Consider the following 20035-nt stretch of genomic DNA (forward strand, 5'->3'; position numbering starts at 1 on the left):
CCGAACAAGGACAGGGAAGCGGTGAGCGGTCGGATCAGGCGGGTCGTGGTCGTCGGCGGGGGGACCGCCGGATGGCTGGCGGCGTGCCGCATCGCCGCCGCCGCCGACCCCTCGGCGCAACAACCGCTGTCGGTGACGTTGATCGAATCGCCTGACATCGCGACGATCGGCGTCGGCGAGGGCACCTGGCCGACGATGCGCGGGACGCTCGCCCGGATCGGCATCGACGAAGCGACCTTCCTGCGTGCCACCGACGCCAGCTTCAAACAGGGATCGCGTTTCGACGGCTGGCGGACGGGCGCGGCCGACGACCGCTATTATCATCCCTTCACCGCCCCGGCCGACCTGCCCGCCGCCGATCTGCTGCGCGACTGGCGACGCGGAGGGTTCGCCGACCATGTCTGCGCCCAGCCCAATGTCTGCGCCGACGACCTTGCCCCGCGCCAGCCGGCGATGCCGCCCTATGCCGGCGCGCTCAACTATGCCTATCACCTCGACGCCACCAAATTCGCCGCGCTGCTGCGCGAAACCGCGGTCGACCGGCTGAACGTCACCCACATCCGCGATCATGTGACCGGCGTCGAGCCGGCCGCGAACGGCGATATTGCCGCCGTCGTCGCCCGCGACACCGGCAGGATCACCGGCGACCTGTTCCTCGACTGCACCGGCCAGGCCGCGCTGCTGATCGGCGGTCACTGTCGCATCGGCACGATCGATCGCACCGCGACCCTGTTCAACGACCGCGCGATCGCGGTGCAGGTGCCGGTCGCCTCCGACAGTCCGATCGCGTCGCAGACCAACGCCACCGCGCACGACGCCGGCTGGATCTGGGACATCGGCCTGCCCGCCCGGCGCGGGATCGGCTGCGTCTATGCCAGCGACTTTCTCGACGACGATGCCGCGGCGGCGACGCTCACCGCCTATCTCGCCCGGACCGCGCCCGGCGTCGATCCGGCCGACCTGTCGTTCCGCCAGCTTCGCTTCCGCTCGGCGCATCGCGAACGGTTCTGGGTCGGCAACTGCCTTGCCATCGGCTTGTCGGCGGGGTTCCTCGAACCGCTGGAAGCATCGGCGATCGTGCTGATCGAATTGTCGCTGGATGCGCTGCTCGACGGTTTTCCGGCCGATCGCGCGGCGATGGACCTGCATGCCCGGCGGTTCGACGCGCTGTTCCGCTATCGCTGGGACCGGATCATCGATTTCCTGAAGCTGCATTACGTGCCGAGCCGTCGCGACACCCCCTATTGGCGGGCGCACCGCGATCCCGCCTCGATCCCGCCCTCGCTGTGCGACCTGCTGGCCTTGTGGCGGACCCAGCCGCCCTCGCCGGCCGACTTCGCGCAGGCCGGCGAAATCTTTCCGGCGGCCAGCTACCAATATGTCCTGTACGGCATGGGCGTGACGCCCCCGCCCGCCGGCCCGCTGCGCCCCCGCCCCGAGACCGCATCGGTGCTGCATCAGGTGCGCCAGCGTGCCCGGACGCTGACCGCCAGCCTGCCGACCAATCGCGCCTATCTGAACGGAATTACCCATGTCTGACCATCAACTGCTGAACGTGGCCGCACACCGCGACCTGCGCGTCCGCCGCGAACGCTTGGCCGACCTTGGCGATGCGGTCATGACCGCGCTGATCGTTCCCGACGAATTCCGGCAGGTGCAGGCGAGCTACCCGATCCTGTTCCGCCAGAACCGCGAACGGACCGGCTTTGCCGCGCTGGCGCTGTTCGGCTTCGATGCGGGCGAGAACCTGTTCCTCGAGGGCGGTCGCTGGGACGCCCCCTATCTGCCGCTGTCGATCGATATTCAGCCGTTCCTGATCGGCGGCGCGCCCGGTGCCGATGCGACGCCCAAGGCGGTGATCGACCTTGCCAGCCCGCGCATCGCCACAAACGACGGCGTCCGCATCTTCGATCGCGAGGGCCGCCCCTCCCCCTATCTCGAAGTCGTGCTCGAACGTCTCGGCGCGCTCGACGCCGGCTATCGCGGGTCGGCCGCGTTCCTCGACGCGCTCGATCGCTACGGGTTGCTCGAACCCTTCACGCTGGAGGTCACGCTCGACGATGGCGCGACCAACCGGCTGGTCGGCTTCCATGCCATCGCCGAGGAACGGCTGGCCGAACTCGATGCGGCGACGCTCGGCAAATTGAACGCGGAAGGGCATCTGCTGCCGATCTACATGGCGGTCGCCTCGCTCGCCAATTTCCCCGCCCTGATCGCGCGCAAGAACCGGCGTGGCTGACCTGCCGCCCATCGCCGAGGTGACGGCACCCGACGCCGCCGCGCTCGACCATCTGTTGCGTACCGCGACCGGGCCGTTCGTGGTGCGCGGCCTTGTCGCCGACTGGCCGCTGGTGCAGGCGGCGAAGCGATCGTCACAGGCCGCCCGCGACTATCTGGTCGACCATCACCGCGACGTGCCGTTCACCGTGTCGGTCGGACGACCCGGCAGCGGCGGTCGGCTGTTCTACGACGATGCGATGGCGATGAACTTCGCGACAGTCCGCGCCAGATTGCCCGACGTGCTCGGCGAAATCGACCGGGGCGAAACGAGCGACGATCCGCGCCCGATCTATCTTGCCTCGATCGACATGCGCGGCTTCTTCGACGGGCTGGACGAGGCGAACCGCGTCGATCTCGGCACCCGCGAACCGCTCGCCAGCATCTGGATCGGCACGCGCACCCGCATCGCCGCGCATAACGACCAGCCCGACAATCTCGCCTGCGTCGCGGCGGGCCGTCGCCGCTTCACGCTGTTCCCGCCGGACCAGTTCCGCAACCTGCACCTGGGGCCGCTCGACAACACGCCGGCCGGCCGGGCGGTGTCGATGGTCGATTTCGACGACCCCGACCCCACCCGCTTTCCCCGTTTCGCCGAGGCGCTGGCCCATGCCCAGGTCGCCGAACTGGCGCCGGGCGACGCGATCCATATCCCGGCGCTGTGGTGGCATCATGTCGAGGGGCTGGCACCGTTCAACATCCTCGTGAACTATTGGTGGCGCGACCAGCCGCGCTGGCTCGGCCAGCCGCAGGACGCGCTGCACCATGCGATCCTTGCCGTCCGCGATCTGCCCGATGACCAGAAGCGCTATTGGCGGGCGCTGTTCGACCATTATGTGTTCGACGCTGACGACGGCGTCACCGCGCATATCCCGCCGGGCGGGCGCGGCGTGCTCGACCCGCTGACCGCCGCGAGCGCCGATCGCCTGCGCAACTTCCTGCTCCGGCAGTTGGCGAAATGAGCGTCACCCGCGTCGTGATCGCCGGGGGCGGCACCGCCGGCTGGATGGCCGCCGCCGCCATCGCGCGGACGATGGGCCGCATGGTCGAGGTGACGTTGGTCGAATCCGAGGCGATCGGCACCGTCGGCGTCGGCGAATCGACCATTCCGCCACTCGTCACCTACAACCGGCTGCTCGGCATCAACGAAGCCGAATTCATGGCCGCGACCGCCGCGACCTTCAAACTCGGCATCCTGTTCGACGGCTGGAAAACCGCCGACAGCCGCTATTTCCACTCGTTCGGCACCACCGGCCGCGATCACTGGGCGGCGGGGTTCCAGCATTACTGGCTGAACGGCCTGACTCGCGGTCACGCGCAGCCGTATGACGACTATTGCACCGAACTGGTCGCGGCGTTGCAGGGCCGGTTCGCGCACTTGCCGGGTGATGCCACCAATTATGCCTATCAGCTCGATTCCGGCCGTTATGCGCAATTCCTGCGCGCGATGGCGGAGCGCGACGGCACGCGGCGGATCGAGGGGCGGATCGCGCGGGTCGAACTGGACACGGAAACCGGCGACATCGCCGCGCTGCAGCTCGACGGCGACCGGCGGATTCCCGGCGACCTGTTCCTCGACTGCACCGGTTTCCGGGCGCTGCTGATCGAAGGCGCGCTCCATGCCGGTTATGACGACTGGACCCACTGGCTGCCGTGCGACGCCGCGATCGCGCTTCAGACCGACAGCGTCGCTCCGCCGGTGCCCTATACCCGCGCCATGGCACATGACGCCGGCTGGCAATGGCGTATCCCGCTCCAGCACCGGGTCGGCAACGGCATCGTCTATTGCAGCCGCTATCTCGATCGCGATGCCGCGCTCGACCGGCTGGTGAACAATGTCGAGGGCAAGGTGCGGACCGATCCCAATTTCCTGCGCTTCACCACCGGAGCCAGGCGGCGGCAATGGCATCGCAACTGCGTGGCGATCGGCCTGTCGGGCGGGTTCATGGAACCGCTGGAATCGACCAGCATCCACCTGATCCAGCGCGCCGTCCTCCGCCTGTTGCGGCTGTTCCCGCAAGCGCGGGTCAGCCCCGCCGACGTCGCCGAATTCAACGACCAGCAATTGCAGGACATGGAGCAGATCCGCGACTTCCTGATCCTGCATTACAAGGCCACCGATCGCCGTGACTCCCCCTTCTGGCGGCAATGCGCCGCAATGGACGTACCAAACAGCCTCGCGCAGAAAATCGACTTGTTCCGCCAGACCGGGCGGGTATTCCGCCGCAACGAGGAATTATTCGGTGAGAATAGCTGGGTGCAGGTGATGATGGGTCAGGGGATCGTGCCGGAACGTCACCATCCGATCGCGGCCAGGCTGACCGATGACGAACTCGACCGGCTGTTGTCGATGGTCCGGCGGCAGGTGGCCGACACCGTCGCGACGATGCCGCCGCATGGCGACTATCTCGCGCGCTACTGCCCGGCGGACCGCCCCTGATGCCACGTCGCCGGGGGGGCGTGACGATCAAGCATGTCGCCGCCGATGCCGGCGTGTCATTGCAGACCGTCAGTCGCGTCATCAACAACGAACCCAATGTCCGCCCCGAAATGGCGGAGCGGGTGCAGGCGGCGATCGACCGGCTGGGCTATGTCCCGCTGATCGCGGCGCAGCGCATGGGCGGATCGAAATCGCGGCTGATCCTGGCACTCAACGATCGCGACCGGACGATCGCGGGGTGGCGCAACCGCGAAGGGACCGACTGGGTCGATCAGATGCTGCTGGGCGGCATGCTGACCTGCGGCGCGCATGGCTATCGCCTCATCCTCGAACTGGTCGACACCCACAGCGACCATATCGAACGCGAATTGTCGGCGACGATCGGCGCGCTGCAACCCGATGGCGTCATCCTGACCCCGCCGCATTCGCAGGATCTGGTGATCCTCAACCTGCTGGCGAAGCGCGGGATCAGCATCGCCCGTATCGGTTCGCTGACCCCGGGTCCCGGATTCTGCCTGACGATGGACGACGAGGCCGCGGCGCGCCTCGCGACCGGCCATCTGCTCGACCTCGGCCATCGCCGGATCGGTTTCATCAAGGGCTCGGACGATTATGAACTGAGCGGCTGGCGCGTCACCGGCTGGCGCGCGGCGATGGACGCGGCGGGTCTGGCGGCCGATCTGATCGAACCCGGCGATTTCGATTACGCATCGGGCCGAACGGCGGCGGGTGCGCTGCTCGATGCCGCCGATCCGCCGACCGCCATTATCGCCAGCAGCGACCAGATGGCGATCGCGACGCTGGACGTCGCGCTCGAACGCGGGCTGGCCGTGCCGCACGACCTGTCGATCATCAGCTTCGACGACACGCCGATCGCCCGCTATGCTTCGCCGCCGCTGACGGCCGTGACGCAACCGATCGCTGCCGTCGTCGCCGAGGCGGTGGAACGCATCATCGCCGAGCAACATGGCGCCAGGCTGTCGATCGAACCGAAGTCGGTGCCGGCCCAACTGACGGTAAGGGCTTCGACTTCACCCCCGCGCAGCATCGGCTAAGCCTAGAAGCGGCACCAGCTACCCACGCCAGAACGAGGAGCGGCATGATTGGCCGTCAGGCCGCCCGGTTGGCGAGTACCGCGTCGAGCAGGCCCGGAAAGCGCCGATCGAATTCGGATCGCCGCAATGTGTTAATCATCTCCCGCCCGACCTGCGTCGTTTCGATCAGCCCCGCCGCACGCAGCAGCTTGAGGTGGTTAGACAGCGTGCTTTTGGGAATCGAGTCGCACGGTGCCGCACCGGCGCAGCTCAGCCGCTCGGTAGCGGCGAGGCGAGCGACCATGCCCAGCCGATTGGGATCGGCCAGCGCGTGCAGCGCCAGATCGAGCGGGACGTCCTCCAGCCGGGGATGGGTAAAGCGAGGCATGGACGGAATATAAGGCGATGCTGTCAATTTAATAGTTCGGGAATATTGAACTATCGAAATATCACGCCATCTTTCGTTATGCCAGCCGCGCACGACGCCGTGATCGCGGACCATATCTCGGAGAATATCTATGTCGCTTCAGGGTAGGAATGCGCTCGTCACCGGTGGATCGCGCGGCATCGGATCGGCCATTGCCAAACGACTGGCGGCCGATGGCGCGGCGGTTGCGATCACCTATGCCGGAAACAAGGCCGCGGCGGACGCTACCGTGGCGGCGATCGAGCGCGCGGGCGGCACCGCCTTCGCCTTTCAGGCCGATGCCGCCGATCCCGCATCGCAGCGTGCCGGTGTCGAACAGGCCGCCGCCGCATTGGGCGGGATCGACATCCTGGTCCACAATGCCGGCGTGGCGGAATTCGCCACCGTCGCCGACGATACCGACGCGATGTTCGACCGTCAGTTCGGCGTCAACGTGAAGGGCCTGCATGTCGGCACGCGCGCTGCCCTGCCACATCTTCGCGATGGCGGACGGATCATCCTGATCGGCAGCATTTCGGGTGAAGTCGCGTTCCCCGCGACCGCGGTCTACAGCGCGACCAAAGCGGCGGTGGCCGCGCTGGCGCGCGGCTGGGCAAAGGATCTCGCCTCGCGCAATATCCTCGTCAATACCGTGCAGCCGGGACCGATCGACACCGACATGAATCCCGCTGACGGCGAGTTCGCCCAGCAGATGATGAGTGCCATCCCGCTTGGCCGGTATGGCAGCGTCGAGGACATCGCAGGCGCGGTCGCATTCCTTGCCGGACCGGATGCAGGCTATATCACCGGCACCACGCTCAACGTCGACGGCGGCGCGGCGGCCTGACGAACCGCTACCGGCCCGTCCGATGAACCAGGACGGGCCGTTGGCGCCTGACGCGACCGTCGGAGCGGCTCAATTGCCTTCGGCGTCGACCATCATGACGACCGGCTTTCCACGCGACATCGGGTCCCACCCTGCCGACAGGGCCGCGCGCGTGCAGCGCGAGATCGTCGCATCATCGAGCTGAAGACGCCCGCGCGGCAATCCCTTCAGGAGTCGCTTGGGCGCGGGAAATTCCACCCATGCCTCGCGCTTGGCATCGCGCTGGACCAGCGCGACGGTCATCCCCTTCCACCCTTCGTCATCCGACAGATGCGGCTCGCGCTGCAGTTGCCAGTCATATTTGACCCCGTCCACTTCGATGGTTCCGGCATTGCTTCTGGATTTCGACATATCGGCGGGGTTAGCACGGCAACGCCCGTGTGGCGATCATCAGGGTGAACGCGCTATGGGCGCGGCCGTTGCGGGGCTTCCCCCAACCGGATGCGTATTCGGTTATCATTGTCGCCTTGTGCTGATAGCCTGTCCGCAAGCGTATCGACGGACCGCGTCGTTGCCCCGCATTTTTACAGGCCAAGCTGTCGGATCACGCCCTTGCCCGACAGCGGCGACGTTTCGAGGTTCCGATGTCCGATCGTTTGAAAGTCCTGTTCCAACATGTGCTGCCCAAGCAGGGCCTGACCGTTTTCGCCGGCCGCATCGCCCGGGCACGGGGCGGCGCGATGACGACGCGGCTGATCCGCTGGTTCGTCGGCAGATATGCCGTCGACATGGGCGAGGCCGCCGACAGCGACATCGCCAGCTACCAGAGCTTCAACGACTTCTTCACCCGCCCGCTCAGGGCCGGGGTGCGCCCGATAGCCACCGCCGATTTCGTCTGTCCGGTCGATGGCGCGATCAGCCAGTTCGGGCCGATCGACGACCATCATATGGTGCAGGCAAAGGGACATCGCTTCACCACGACCGAACTGGTCGGCGGCGATATTGCACTGGCCGCGCGCTTTCGTCACGGCAGTTTCGCCAACCTCTATCTGTCGCCCAGCGACTACCACCGTCTGCACATGCCCTGCGACGGCCGGTTGACCCGCATGATCTATGTGCCGGGAAAACTGTTTTCGGTGAACCCGGTCACGGCGCGCGGCGTGCCCAGCCTGTTCGCGCGCAACGAACGGGTGGTCTGCATTTTTGAGTCGGCGGATCATGGCCCGTTCGTCATAGTGCTGGTCGGCGCTACCATCGTCGGGAGCATGGCGACCGTGTGGCACGGCGTCGTCAATCCGCGGCGGACCGGCCGGACCGCCGAATGGCGCTATGCCGATCAGGAGATCGTGTTGAAGAAAGGTGAGGAGATGGGCCGCTTTCTCCTCGGGTCGACGATCGTGATGCTGTTCGGGCAAGGAACCATCGCGTTCAACAAGGACTGGGCACCGGAAGCGAAGGTTCGTCTGGGCGAGGCCATGGGCGATCGCCCGGCCTGACCATTTCGGACCGACCGGAGGCGATGAACGGGAGTGCGACATGAAGCGCATGATACGAATGACCTGCCCGCTGCTGTTCCTCGTCGCGGGGGCGGGAACGGCCGGCGCGCAACTGCCGTCCAACAGCCGGCCGGCGTTCATCGCCGACGAGCGCGTGCTGATCGGCAAATATCATTATGAGGAAACGAGCGACGACTTCAAAATGGACGTTCACCTGAACGCCGATCATACCGCGCTTTACCGGATCACGACGGGCAAGGATCAGGCGGAGTTCATCCGTCTGACGGGGTTCTGGACGCTCGACAATCCACATATCCATATCCACAACAAGCCCGGACCGGTCCGGCTGGTGGCGGCGGGCGCTCCGACACGCGATCCGTCGGTGGGATTGTCGGTCACGGCGATGAACGCGGATGGCAGCCCGGCCGAGGGTCTGGGCGTGACATGGGCCGATGCGAACGGGCTCTACATGCTGTCCGACGGCCGGCACACGACCCGTTCCGGCGAGCCGGCTGGCGCAGCGGTGGTGGAGATCGTGCGAGCATCGGACCGCAAGATATTGCAGACGGTGAACGTCCGGCCCGGCGGGCCGAACAGCTTCCGCTTCACCTATCATCCCAGCGATCAGGAGCCGTTCGACCTTGCCGCCATCGCGCTCGATCCCCGCGCCGATACGATCGAGGTCGAGGTCGGCACCGCGCAGGCAAAGCTGAAGCGCGTATCGAAATAACCGCTTCAGTTCAGTGCCTGATACACCAGCGCCCGAAGCTTGGCATGATCGTCGATGTCGCCCGCCGGCAGAAGCTGGGTCATGTAGACGACGGTCAGCCGCTCGTGCGGATCGACCCAATAGGTGCTGTGATAGGCCCCGCCCCAGCCATAGTCGCCGACCGACCCCGGCTGGCCCGCCTTGCCCAGATCGGTGCGGATGCTGAAGCCCAGCCCGAACCCCATGCCCGGCTGATAGGGAATGTCGCCGAGCTGATCGGCGACCATCAGTTCGACGGTCTTGCGCCCGAGATACCGCCGCCCGTCCAGTTCGCCGCCGCGCCTAAGCATTTCGAGGAACCGGGCATAGTCCGGCGCGGTCGACACCAGCCCTGCCCCGCCCGAGAACGCCACGCGCGGCCCGCGCAGATAATGCCCCTGCCCGACATGCCCGCCGCCCTGCCATGCGCCGGGGTCGGGGACGCGCCGCACGCCGTTCGGATCGGCGGCATAGACCGTGGTCAGCCGGTTCGCCTTGGCCGGCGGGACATAGAAGCCGGTGTCCTTCATCCCCAACGGATCGATCAGCCGTTCGCGCAGGAACTGCTCCAGCGTCTGCCCGCTCAGCTTTTCGACCAGTACGCCCAGAATGTCGGTATTGTAGCCATAGACGAACTTCTCGCCCGGCTGCTCGGCCATCGGCAGCGCCGCCATGCGCGCGACGACCGTTGCCACCGGTTCGTCGCGATCGGCGAAATACCAGCCGAAGATGCCCGCGTCGCGCCACGCCTTTTCCGCCGGCCCCGCGCCATAGGATATACCGGCGGTGTGCGTCAGCAGATCGCGGATGGTGATCGGGCGCTTGGCCGGCACCACGTCGTAGCCGCCACCGGCTTTCGCGACCGCGACGGTGGTTGCCTTCCATTCGGGCAGATATTTGCCGACCGGATCGGACAGGACCAGCTTGCCCTCCTCCATCAGCATCATCACCGCGACGCTGGTCAGCGCTTTCGTCTGCGATGCGATGCGGAACAGCGAATCGGTGCGCATCGCATCGCGTGCCTCCTTGTCGCGCCAGCCGACCGCCTTGCTATGAATGGTGCGCCCGTCGCGCTGGATCTGCACCACCGCTCCGGCGATCCGCCCCTGATCGACATAGGCCTGCAAGACCCGGTCGAGCCGGGCCAGCCGTTCGGCCGATACCGCGGCGGCGGGCTGAACGACCGCACGCGGCCGCTGCGCCTGTGCGGGCGCGAGCGACGTCGCCGCGAGCACCACGCCCGTTGTGATCCGGCCCAAGATATATCGCATCGACTCTCCCCTTTATCCCCGCATCTTGCCCGATCGGCCGCGTGCGGGAAGCCGGAATCGACGCGGTGTCATCCGCAACCGCCACCGCACCCCCCGCCGCAGCCGCCATCACCGCCGCCACATCCGTCCGATCCGGTGCCGTCACCGCCATCGAAGTTCCACTGGAAGCGGCGGCGGAAGCTTCGGGTTCGCAAGGCAACGCCCGCGATGAACGCGCCGATCGCGACGACGGCGAGCAGGACGGCAGCAAACGCGGCCATGCCCTGCGCGATCAGGAAGACCAGCCCGACCGCAACGATGCCCAGCCCTGTCGTCGCCTCGACCCCCAGCAGGATCGTTACGGCACGATCGACCCGTTCGAACTCGCCCGCAAAACGTTCGGAAGGATCGGGCCAGATGTCGCCGGGCGGTTCGGCCTCGAACGTCGCGCGATACCGGTCGAGGGTCCGGGCATAGCGGTCGCGATAATAGTCGCGCTGGTCGGGGCCACCCGAGGTCGGTTCGTGATGCAGCTCGCGCCCGACGATGTCGCGACACAGGCCGTGCCAATAGTCGCGGGTATAGGCCATGTGCAGGTGCCATGCCTGATCGACCGCATCCGATGGCGTGAGCGTTTCGTCGCTGGTCGCAATCAGCACGAGGAACCGGCGATATTCGGTGGCGACCCGGTCGGCGAAGGTTGCCGTCCATCCATTCTCTGCGGCCAGCCTCCCTTCAAAGCCGAGCGCCGCGTCGTTCCGGCCGATGGCCAGGGTTTCGATCCTCCCGATGAGGACCCTTCGCGCCCGATGCGCGGAGCTGTTCGTTTCCATGTCCCATCATATTAGTGGGATATTGTTACGGCTGTGTGAAACCCGGTCGCGCCGACGAAACCTCCCCGCCGCCCGTTCGTACCTCTTTCCGACCCACCGCGCCCGCCAAGGAGGATCGTTTGACCGGAATAGAGCTTCTCATGCCCGCACCGATGCCGGCGAACGTCATGGACGCGCTCGATCGCCACTTCACGCTCCACCGCCTGTGGGAACAGGGCGATCCCGACGCCTTTCTCGCCGAACGCGGACCGCAGATCGCCGGCATGGCGGTCAGCACGCTGTCGGGCATGATCGACGCGGCGTGGCTCGACCGGTTGCCCGCGCTAAAGATCGTCTCCAGTTTCGGTGTCGGCTATGACAATGTCGATGCGGCGGCGGCGGCAGCGCGCGGGGTCGTCGTCACAAATACGCCGGGCGTGCTGGATGAAGAAGTCGCCGACCTTGCCATCGGCCTGCTGCTCGCCACGCTACGACGGATTCCGCAGGCCGATCGCTATCTGCGCGCCGGGCGCTGGGGCGATGCGCCGTTTCCGCTGTCGCCGACGCTGCGTGGCCGACGGGTCGGCATCATCGGGCTGGGGGCGATCGGCAAGGCGATCGCGCGGCGACTCGATGCGTTCGCGGTATCGGTCGCCTATCATGGCCGCTCGCAGCAGGCGGGGGTCGCCTATCCCTATTATGACAGCCCGGTCGCGCTGGCGACGGCGTGCGACGTGCTGATTGCGATCGTCCCCGGCGGGGCGGAGACGCGCCATATGATCGACGGCGCGGTGCTGGCGGCGCTGGGGCCGGACGGTGTGCTTATCAACGTCGCGCGCGGGAGCGTGGTCGACGAGGCGGCGCTGATCGCCGCGCTCGACGCCGGAACGATCGGCGGGGCGGGGCTGGACGTGTTCGCGGACGAGCCGAACGTGCCCGACGCCCTGCTCGCGTTCGACAATGTCGTGCTGCTGCCGCATGTCGGCTCGGCGTCGCAGGCGACGCGCGCAGCGATGGGGCAGTTGGTGGTCGACAATCTGATCGCGTGGTTCGACGGCAAACCGGCGTTGACCCCGGTGCCCGAAACGGCGGACCTGAACCGGGGGCAGTAGGCCGGAGCGCTCAGCGCGCGCCGACCTGTCGCGGCGGCGCGCGATCCTCCTGCGCGACAACTGCATCGGGCAGCAGCGCGGGCCGTCCATAGCGGAGCCCCTGCGCCAGATCGCAGCCGAGGTCGCGCAGCACCAGCGCCTGCGCCCGGGTTTCGACCCCCTCCGCCACGACGGTCTTGCGCAGTCCCCTGCCCAGCCCGACGATGGCGCGCACGATCTCCAGCGTGCCCCCGCCATCGCTGTCGAGTCCGGCGACGAACGACCGGTCGAGCTTGATCCGGTCGATCGGCAGGCGGCGCAGATGGGCGAGCGACGCCGCGCCCGTTCCGAAGCCGTCCAGCGTGATGCAGACGCCGGCGGCATGAAGCCGCTGCAATGTCGCCGCGATGACGTCGGCGGCGCGGTCGAGCAGAACGCTTTCGGTAATCTCGATACACAGCCGGGCGGGCGGCACGCCGTAGCGGGCAAGACGATCGAGCACGGCCTCCGCCGAGCGTGACCCGGCCAGTTGCGCGGCGGTGAAGGTCAGCGCGACCTGACCGATGCGGTCGCCATCGGCCTGCAACCGGCGCAACGCGAGGTCGAGGACATGCTCCTGCACCCGCAGCCCGATCCGTTCGGCGACCAGTACGTCGGCAAAGCGATCGGGCGGCAACAGGCCATGGCGCGGATGGTCCCAGCGCAGCAGCGCGGCATAGCCGCGCACCGCGCCCGTGCCGATGTCGACGATCGGCTGATAGTGCAGGCAGAATTCGTCGCGCCGCAACGCCGCATCGGCATCGCGAACGAATTCGGTCTGAAGGTCGCGCAGGATGCGTTGCAGCGGATCGTAGCGATAGAGCTGCGCCCGGCCGAGCCGTTTCGCGCTGTAGAGCGCGAGATCGGCGTTCTGGTAGAGCTGATCGACATCGGCGGCGTCGGCGGGGAAATCGGCACGCCCGATGCTGAGCGACAGGCTACGCTCGCGTCCCTGAAAGCGCCACGCGATGCCTTGCAGCGCGTCCAGCCGCGCGGTCAGCAGTTCCGCCTCCGCCGGACCGCCGGGGCAGAGAATGGCGAATTCGTCGCCGCCGATCCGCGAGCAATGCAGGTCGGGCAGCACGGTACGCAGCGCGGCGAGGTGTTCGCCGACCAGCCGGAGCAGCGCATCGCCGCCGCCATGCCCCAGCCGGTCGTTGACGTCCTTCAGGAAATCGACGTCGATCAGATACAGGTCGAACGCGGTCCCCCGGTCGGCAAGCGTTCCCGCCGCGTCGTGGAACGCGGCGCGGTTGCCCAGACCGGTCAGGAAATCGGTCTGCGCGGCATGGCGCAGCGTCCGCGCCTCCGCATGGTCCACCGCGCGCCGCTGCCGCGCGTCGTCCAGCTCGCGCTGGACCCGGCGGAACCGGTCGGCGATCGCGAGCGAGAGCACCAGCGCCTCGAAGGCGAGCGCGGCGAAGGTCGCCATGTCGATCAGGTCGTTCTGCGCGGTAAGGCCGAGGTTGCGGACCAGCCGTGCGACGAACACGAAGATCACCGGCCCCCAGCCGAGCAGGTAGAACCACACCACCCGGCTGCCGCGGCGGACCGCGATGACGCACGACAGGGCGACCGTCACCGCCGTCGCGGCGATCACATAGTTCAGCCAGCGATCGGCCGGCACCGGCGGGAACACATGGTCGAGCGCCGCCATGACCCCCAGCGCCGCCCCCAGCACGGCGAGCGTCCGCCCGGTCCGCATCAACCCGCGCGGCACCATGCCGCGTTCGATCACTGCATAGAAAAACATGTTGCCCGCCGCGACCATCAGCCCGACGAGTACGAAATCGACCCGCACCGCCCATGGCCCGACCAGATCGGGCAGCAGCAGCGCCGACATGTTGGTCCATGTCATGCCATAGGCGAACGACACCGCGACCCACAGCAGATACCAGCGCTGAAAGGCGTGGCGCCGGCCGGTGTTGATGACGACGTTGTAGAGCAATGCCGACAGCATCGTGCCGGCGAAGATGCCCATCAGCAGCAGCCAGCGGGTGTCGGCCCCCGCCTGCGCCGGTGCCGCGACCGCGCCGACCTTGCGCATCAGCGACAGGTCGTCGATCCGGCGAAAGCCGAGGTAGAGCGCGCGCACCTCGCGCCCCGGCGGGGCCATGTCGAAGCGCAGCATGCCGCCCGGCGCCCAGTGCCCGGCCAGCGCATCGGCCCGCCAGGTCGACCGGGATGCCCCGCCCTGCCCGACGCTCAGGATCGCCAGTTCGTCGAAGCGCGTCTGGTCGACGAGCAACTGCCAGCCGGCCGGAAGCGCGCCCAGCCCGCGCGTATCGAGCCGCAGCCACAGCCAGTCCTCGCTGTCGGTCGGGGCCTGCGCGCCGCAGCGATAGGAGGCGGTCATCACCGCGCGGTCGCCCGCGCCGTCCCCCAGCACCGCGCTGCACAGCGGGTGGTGCAGCGCGATCGCCGTGGTCGTCGGGCGTTCGGCCAATGCGCCGAACGCCAGCAGGAGCAGCGCGAGGATCCAGATAATCTTGCGCTTCACGTCCTGTCCGCCGCTGCCGCCTTCCGTTCGACGAGCAGCATATTGGAAAGACGTTAACAGGGGTTCACCACCGAAAGTATGATCGGCAAAATGGGTAGCGTGACCCGTTATTTAACCGGTCGGGCGGGCTTTACGTAACGGTCGAGCCAGTCGGTCATCTGCCACAATGTCTCACCGGTGGATTCCAGCGCGCGATAGCCGTGCGGTTCGTTGGGCAGCACGACATAGCGCACCGTCGCGCCATTACCCTTCAGCGCAGCGTACATCCGTTCCGACTGGATCGGGAAAGTGCCCGAATTATCGTCGGCCGCGCCATGGATCAGCAGGATCGGCTCCTTGATCTTGTTGGCATAGGTGAAGGGCGACATTTCGGTATAGGTCGGCGTCGCTTGCCAATAGGTCCGCTGCTCCGCCTGGAAGCCGAACGGGGTGAGCGTGCGGTTGTACGCGCCCGACCGGGCGATTCCGGCGCGGAACAGGTCGGTGTGCGCCAGCAGGTTGGCGGTCATGAACGCGCCATAGCTGTGCCCGCCGACCGCGATCCGGTCGCGATCGGCGACGCCCAGCTTCACCACCGCCTCGACCGCGGCCTCGGCATCCTCGCGCAACTGTTTGATGTAGGTGTCGTTCGCTTCGGCGGCGCCTTCGCCGATGATCGGCATCGCCGGATCGTCGAGCACGGCATAGCCCTGCGTCAGCAGGAACAGGTGGCTGATGCCGCGCGGACGGGTGAAGCGGTTGCCCTGATCGACCGTCTGCCCGGCGACCTTGGCATCGGTATATTCGGACGGATAGGCCCAGAGCAGCGTCGGCAGCGGCCCGTCGCGCTTCGCGTCATAGCCGGCGGGCAGATACAGCGTGCCGGACAGCGGCAGGCCGTCGGCCCGGTTGTAGGTGATCGTCCGCTGGGTCACGTTCGCGAAGGTCGGAGCAGGATCGGCGAAATCGGTGATCGGCTTCGCACCGCCACCGCGCACGCTGCGGATGACATAGTTGGGGGCAAGCTTCGCGCTTTCACGCCGCGTCAGGATACGGCGGCCACTGTCGTCGAGCAGCGACACGACGCTTTCGTAATAGGGGGCCCTGGCGGTCCACAACCGGGTCTGTTCGCCGCCCGCCACCGGCATCCGCGCGAGGAACGGAAACGCCCCTTCCTTGGTCGCGCCGTCGCCGGTGACGAACACCGCCTTGCGATCGGGGGTGAAGCGCATCACCGGCTTGCCGGCCGCATTCTCCTCGACCATCGGCATGCCGGGATCGCCATATTGATCCTGATAGTTGCGCGTCGCCACCAATCGCACGGTCCCCGGCTGCGACGGGGCGACGGCGTAGCGCCGCTCGGTCCGGGTGCGCCATTCGCGATCGACGATCATCGCGAAGCCGTCGTCGCCCCATAGCGTCCCCGCGTAGCGCTTGACCGTCTTGGCGAGTTCGACCGGTGCGGCGTCGAACGGCGCGGCCTGCGTCACCAGCCGGTCGTGGAACGGCACGTTCGCCTTGGGGTCGCCATCGTCGAGCGCTTCGGCCCACAGCAGCGTGGCGGGTGCGTCGCTGCGCCATTCCACCTCGCGCGGCCCCTTCACCACCGCGTCGAAATCGACCGGCAGATCGTCGGCAAGCGGGCGATCGACGATCACCCGGCCCCCTGCCCCGCCGGCCATCGGCTGGACTGCCACTTCGGTCGGGAAGAAACCGGCCGGGAGCAGATAGCTGTAAGGGCGTTTCAGCCGTTCGGTCAGCAGATAGCGGCCATCGGGCGACACGGCGAAGCTGCGCCACATCCCCTTGGCCGCCAGCGGCTGGAGCGTGCCGCTGGCGATGTCGATCCGGCCGAGCACGCCGGTGAAATAATAATCGAACAGTGCCTCGTCGGCCGCGTTCTTGAGGAGGTCCTCATAGGTGCGCGCCGCCGAAGTGCGGCCCATGCTCTCCTGCACCACCGGCCCGGTCGGCGTATCGATAGCCGCCGGACGCGCGCCGCGATCGGCCGGCACCAGCCGTGCGACGATCGATGCGCTGTCGGGCGTCCATGCGAACGACGAACCGAACGCCGCGTTCAGCCCGCGCACCAGCCGCCGCGCTGTGCCATCGCGTCCCGCGATCCACAGCGCCAGCCCGTCGCTTTCCTGCACGACGAACGCCAGATACCGGCCATCCGGCGACCAGTCGGGCGAGGTGAACCGCGTTCCCGCCGGCAGCGTCACCCGGGCGGTGCGGCCGCTAGCAATATTCTTGAACGACAGCGCGTTCAGCCACTGGACGCGGACCTCCGCCGGGCCGTTGGTCGACGGATCGATACGATAGCCCGCCAGCCGCAAAATCGGTTTCGCCAGATTGGCGATCGACGGCAGATTCTCCCGCCCGAGGATCGCCAGCGTCGCATGATCCGGGCTGACCGCGACCGACGGCGTCGGGGCTGCGTCGAGGATGCGCGCGATCGCATCGGGCGCGCGGTGATAGGCCGGTGCCGGGTCCGCCGCCCATGCCGCGCCCGATGCAAGCAGCGACAGCAGAAATGCCGTTTTCCGAACCATGAACAACTCCCGATACTGACGATGCGTGCATGGTGTCCGTTAGCGTGGACGGGGGCAAGCCCTTGTTGTTCGCACCTTTACTCCTGTGTCCGAAGCGTGACCGCGCCGCTGGCCAGCCCGTCGGCGCTGGCCGTCACGCGCAGCCGGCCGCGTCCGGCACCGCGCACCAGTGCCACCGCCATGCCGTCGAGCACGGCGCGATCGGGCGAGGCGAACGGCGTATGATCGACCGACGAACCATTATCGGTTGCGACCAGCGTGCCGCTCCCCTCGACCGCGAAGTGCAGGCGGTGTGCGGCGTCGGGCACGGTCGTCCCCTTCGCATCGACCACCCGAGCGCGGACATAGCTCAGATCGTCGAAGGTCGAGCCGACCGAGGGCATATCCGCGACGAGATCGATCCGCGCCGCCGGCCCGGCGGTCCGCAGCCTGTCGGCGACATGGCCCTGCCCGGCATCGCGGCACACCGCGCGAACCTCGCCGGGCGCATAACGTACCCGCCAACGGCGCGGCGACGCATCGGCGTTGGTCGGCAGCGTGCCGAGCGAACGGCCGTTCAGCAGCGCCTCGACCCGGGTGCAGTTGCTGTAGACCTCGATCGTCTCGTCATGCGGGCTCCGGTCGGCCGGGGTCCAGTCGTCGAACAACGCGACCTTGGGCTTCGGTGTCGCGACGGCGATCATCGTCGGCAGCGCCGGCTGGTTGGGGCCGCCCGCGCCATCGGTCGCCGGTCCCGCCGCGCCCGGATCGGCATTGCGCACGACATGGACAACCGGCCGTTCGGACCACCAGCTTTCGCGCTCCATGCCGGCGATCTTCTGTCGGCCGGTCCGGTCGAGCAGCCCGGCCGGGTTCTGGATGTTGGGCCAGCCCGAGCGGTTCGCCTCGCCCAGATAATCCGCGCCGGTCCACAGGAACATGCCTGAAAACGGAGCATAGCCGCGCACCGGCAGCCAGTTGCTGCGGTTGAGCGCATTCTCGGTGCCGACGATGCTGCGTTTCGGGTTCTGCCGGCTGGCGGCGATCAGTTCGTTCTCGCGATAATTCTGCCCGACCACGTCGAGCATGTCGGCAAGGCCGTTGTCATAATCCTTGGTCACGTTCGGCCGGAACAGCGCCATGGTGACGGGGCGGGTCGGATCGGTCGCATGGACGATGTCGAGGATGCTGCGCAGCGCCGCCTTGGCCTGCGCCGGATAGGCGGTATCGTGGATTTCGTTGCCCGCGCTCCACAGCACGATACTCGGATGGTTACGGTCGCGGCGGACCATGTCGAGCGTGTCGCGCTTGTGCCAGTCGCCGAAGAACAGGTGATAGTCCTCGGGCGTCTTGGCGACGTTCCACTGGTCGAACAGCTCGTCCATCACGATCAGGCCCAGCTCGTCGGTCAGGTCGAGAAACTCGGGGGCCGGCACGTTGTGCGCGGTGCGGATGGCGTTCACCCCCTGCGCCTTGAGCGCGCCCAGCCGCTGCCGCCACACCGCCAGCGGCACCGCCGCGCCGACCGCGCCGCCGTCGTGATGCAGCGCCACGCCCTTCAGCTTGAAGTTGCGGCCGTTGAGCCAGAAGCCGGTCGCGGGATCGAACCGCGCCTCGCGGATGCCGAAGCGAACCGTCTCGTCGTCGCGCACCGCGTTGTCGCCGGTCAGCACCTGCACGCTTGCGCGATAGAGCGCGGGATCGCGAATATCCCAGCGGCGTGGATCGGTGAGGGTCAAGTCGCCCTGCACCAGCGCGGTACGCCCGGCAGCGACCGTTACCGGCGCGGTCGTCGTGCGGGCGACTTCGCGACCGTTCGGGTCGCGCAGCACGATCGCCAGCCGGACGGTCGCATCCTGCGCCGTCAGGTTCTCGACGTCGCTGCCGACGGTCATCGCCGCGCGATCGGCGGCAAGCGCGCCGGTCCGCACGAACGCCCCGCCCTGCGGAATATGCACGTCGTCGGTTTCGATCAGCCGGACATGGCGATAGATGCCCGACCCAGTGTACCAGCGCGACGACGGTGCCGCCGACGTATCGGCACGCACCGCGATCATATTGCGGCCATCGGCGCGCAGGTGGCGGGTGATGTCGTAACGCTGGCCGACATAGCCCATCGGGCGATAGCCGACATGATGGCCGTTCACCCACACGCCGCTGCGTTCCATGATCCCGTCGAATTCGACGAAATAGCGTCGCCCCGCCTTTGGCGTCAGCGATAGCGCCCTACGATACCAGGCAACGCCGCTCGGCAGGAAGCCGTTCTCGCCCGCCGCCTTGGCGTTCGCGTCGAACGGACCGGCGATCGCCCAGTCGTGCGGCACCGATACCGTTGCCCAGCGGCTGTCATCGAGTTCGGGCGTTTCCGCGCCGGCCGGATCGGCCTGAACGAAGCGCCAGTCGTTGGCCAATGGCGTCACGGTCCGTGGCGCGCCATGTGCCATCGGCGTGGTCAGCGCCATGGTCGCCGCCGCCGCAAGCAGCCATCCCGATCGGGTCATCCTTGCCTCTCCATACCTCGGTTCGTCCAACCGAATCTATATATGGGATGATGATCCACATTCAGGGACAGTGCAATGCTCGATTCAGCCGTTCGGATCATC

The 20035-nt window shown here is 67.5% G+C and carries 16 protein-coding genes; 9 read left to right on the forward strand and 7 right to left on the reverse strand.

Annotated elements, in window-relative coordinates:
* Positions 1-21: 21 nt before the first annotated feature.
* From LRA89_RS09635 to LRA89_RS09655, 5 genes are read left to right on the forward strand one after another with little or no spacing between them, the layout of a single operon-like run.
* Complete coding sequence (locus LRA89_RS09635; RefSeq protein ID WP_230769971.1) at positions 22-1539, forward strand: tryptophan halogenase family protein; 1518 nt, start codon at positions 22-24, stop codon at positions 1537-1539.
* Complete coding sequence (locus tag LRA89_RS09640; RefSeq protein ID WP_230769972.1) at positions 1532-2239, forward strand: SapC family protein; 708 nt, start codon at positions 1532-1534, stop codon at positions 2237-2239. The genes LRA89_RS09635 and LRA89_RS09640 overlap by 8 nt, the downstream gene beginning before the upstream one ends.
* Complete coding sequence (locus LRA89_RS09645; RefSeq protein WP_230769973.1) at positions 2232-3239, forward strand: cupin-like domain-containing protein; 1008 nt, start codon at positions 2232-2234, stop codon at positions 3237-3239. The genes LRA89_RS09640 and LRA89_RS09645 overlap by 8 nt, the downstream gene beginning before the upstream one ends.
* Positions 3236-4717, forward strand: a complete 1482-nt coding sequence (locus tag LRA89_RS09650; protein WP_230769974.1) for a tryptophan halogenase family protein — start codon at positions 3236-3238, stop codon at positions 4715-4717. Before LRA89_RS09645 ends, LRA89_RS09650 begins: the two co-directional genes overlap by 4 nt.
* Complete coding sequence (locus tag LRA89_RS09655) at positions 4717-5772, forward strand: LacI family DNA-binding transcriptional regulator (RefSeq protein ID WP_230769975.1); 1056 nt, start codon at positions 4717-4719, stop codon at positions 5770-5772. The genes LRA89_RS09650 and LRA89_RS09655 overlap by 1 nt, the downstream gene beginning before the upstream one ends.
* A gap of 55 nt (positions 5773-5827) precedes the next feature.
* On the opposite strand, the gene LRA89_RS09660 is transcribed toward LRA89_RS09655, so the two are convergent.
* On the reverse strand, positions 5828-6139 hold the full coding sequence (locus LRA89_RS09660; protein ID WP_230769976.1) for an ArsR/SmtB family transcription factor: 312 nt from the start codon (positions 6137-6139) through the stop codon (positions 5828-5830).
* A gap of 130 nt (positions 6140-6269) precedes the next feature.
* On the opposite strand from LRA89_RS09660, the gene LRA89_RS09665 reads away from it, so the two are divergent.
* A complete protein-coding gene (locus LRA89_RS09665; RefSeq protein ID WP_230769977.1) occupies positions 6270-7004 on the forward strand; it encodes an SDR family oxidoreductase in 735 nt (244 codons plus the stop codon).
* Between the two features lie 69 nt (positions 7005-7073).
* Here the strand turns inward: LRA89_RS09665 and LRA89_RS09670 are convergent, their stop codons facing one another.
* Positions 7074-7394 carry a hypothetical protein gene (locus LRA89_RS09670; RefSeq protein WP_230769978.1) on the reverse strand — a complete coding sequence of 107 codons (321 nt, stop codon included), beginning with the start codon at positions 7392-7394 and terminating at the stop codon, positions 7074-7076.
* 233 nt (positions 7395-7627) lie between these two features.
* Here LRA89_RS09670 and asd point away from each other — a divergent pair, with 233 nt between their 5' ends.
* Positions 7628-8479, forward strand: a complete 852-nt coding sequence (asd, locus tag LRA89_RS09675) for an archaetidylserine decarboxylase (RefSeq protein WP_230769979.1) — start codon at positions 7628-7630, stop codon at positions 8477-8479.
* 40 nt (positions 8480-8519) lie between these two features.
* Complete coding sequence (locus LRA89_RS09680) at positions 8520-9209, forward strand: hypothetical protein (protein WP_230769980.1); 690 nt, start codon at positions 8520-8522, stop codon at positions 9207-9209.
* 5 nt (positions 9210-9214) lie between these two features.
* Here LRA89_RS09680 and LRA89_RS09685 read toward each other — a convergent pair whose 3' ends face one another.
* Complete coding sequence (locus LRA89_RS09685) at positions 9215-10498, reverse strand: serine hydrolase domain-containing protein (RefSeq protein WP_230769981.1); 1284 nt, start codon at positions 10496-10498, stop codon at positions 9215-9217.
* 68 nt (positions 10499-10566) lie between these two features.
* Positions 10567-11310, reverse strand: coding sequence for a glycine-rich domain-containing protein (locus LRA89_RS09690; protein WP_230769982.1), 744 nt, complete (start codon positions 11308-11310; stop codon positions 10567-10569).
* Between the two features lie 140 nt (positions 11311-11450).
* Here LRA89_RS09690 and LRA89_RS09695 point away from each other — a divergent pair, with 140 nt between their 5' ends.
* Positions 11451-12401, forward strand: a complete 951-nt coding sequence (locus LRA89_RS09695) for a 2-hydroxyacid dehydrogenase (protein ID WP_230769983.1) — start codon at positions 11451-11453, stop codon at positions 12399-12401.
* A gap of 10 nt (positions 12402-12411) precedes the next feature.
* On the opposite strand, the gene LRA89_RS09700 is transcribed toward LRA89_RS09695, so the two are convergent.
* The 3 genes from LRA89_RS09700 to LRA89_RS09710 all read right to left on the reverse strand — a co-directional run bounded on the left by LRA89_RS09700 (position 12412) and on the right by LRA89_RS09710 (position 19933).
* Positions 12412-14919 (reverse strand): putative bifunctional diguanylate cyclase/phosphodiesterase, encoded by a 2508-nt coding sequence (locus LRA89_RS09700; protein ID WP_230769984.1) that lies wholly within the window; start codon positions 14917-14919, stop codon positions 12412-12414.
* Positions 14920-15026: 107 nt separating this feature from the next.
* The gene (locus tag LRA89_RS09705; RefSeq protein WP_230769985.1) at positions 15027-17453 is read right to left on the reverse strand and encodes a prolyl oligopeptidase family serine peptidase; all 2427 of its coding nucleotides are present in this window, start codon (positions 17451-17453) and stop codon (positions 15027-15029) included.
* A gap of 77 nt (positions 17454-17530) precedes the next feature.
* Entirely contained in the window at positions 17531-19933 is a 2403-nt protein-coding gene (locus tag LRA89_RS09710; protein WP_230769986.1) for a glycoside hydrolase family 2 TIM barrel-domain containing protein, read from the reverse strand.
* Positions 19934-20035: the final 102 nt, after the last annotated feature.

Source organism: Sphingomonas sp. Leaf4 (genome assembly GCF_920939515.1).
Taxonomy (GTDB): domain Bacteria; phylum Pseudomonadota; class Alphaproteobacteria; order Sphingomonadales; family Sphingomonadaceae; genus Sphingomonas.

Bases quoted from the DNA above. Each gene is read 5' to 3' on its own strand.
- LRA89_RS09695 (WP_230769983.1), top strand. From the start codon at position 11,451: ATGCCCGCACCGATGCCGGCGAACGTCATGGACGCGCTCGATCGCCAC.
- LRA89_RS09660 (WP_230769976.1), bottom strand. From the start codon at position 6,139: ATGCCTCGCTTTACCCATCCCCGGCTGGAGGACGTCCCGCTCGATCTG.
- LRA89_RS09640 (WP_230769972.1), top strand. From the start codon at position 1,532: ATGTCTGACCATCAACTGCTGAACGTGGCCGCACACCGCGACCTGCGC.
- LRA89_RS09650 (WP_230769974.1), top strand. From the start codon at position 3,236: ATGAGCGTCACCCGCGTCGTGATCGCCGGGGGCGGCACCGCCGGCTGG.
- LRA89_RS09705 (WP_230769985.1), bottom strand. From the start codon at position 17,453: ATGGTTCGGAAAACGGCATTTCTGCTGTCGCTGCTTGCATCGGGCGCG.
- LRA89_RS09685 (WP_230769981.1), bottom strand. From the start codon at position 10,498: ATGCGATATATCTTGGGCCGGATCACAACGGGCGTGGTGCTCGCGGCG.
- asd (WP_230769979.1), top strand. From the start codon at position 7,628: ATGTCCGATCGTTTGAAAGTCCTGTTCCAACATGTGCTGCCCAAGCAG.
- LRA89_RS09710 (WP_230769986.1), bottom strand. From the start codon at position 19,933: ATGACCCGATCGGGATGGCTGCTTGCGGCGGCGGCGACCATGGCGCTG.
- LRA89_RS09655 (WP_230769975.1), top strand. From the start codon at position 4,717: ATGCCACGTCGCCGGGGGGGCGTGACGATCAAGCATGTCGCCGCCGAT.
- LRA89_RS09680 (WP_230769980.1), top strand. From the start codon at position 8,520: ATGAAGCGCATGATACGAATGACCTGCCCGCTGCTGTTCCTCGTCGCG.
- LRA89_RS09670 (WP_230769978.1), bottom strand. From the start codon at position 7,394: ATGTCGAAATCCAGAAGCAATGCCGGAACCATCGAAGTGGACGGGGTC.
- LRA89_RS09665 (WP_230769977.1), top strand. From the start codon at position 6,270: ATGTCGCTTCAGGGTAGGAATGCGCTCGTCACCGGTGGATCGCGCGGC.
- LRA89_RS09690 (WP_230769982.1), bottom strand. From the start codon at position 11,310: ATGGAAACGAACAGCTCCGCGCATCGGGCGCGAAGGGTCCTCATCGGG.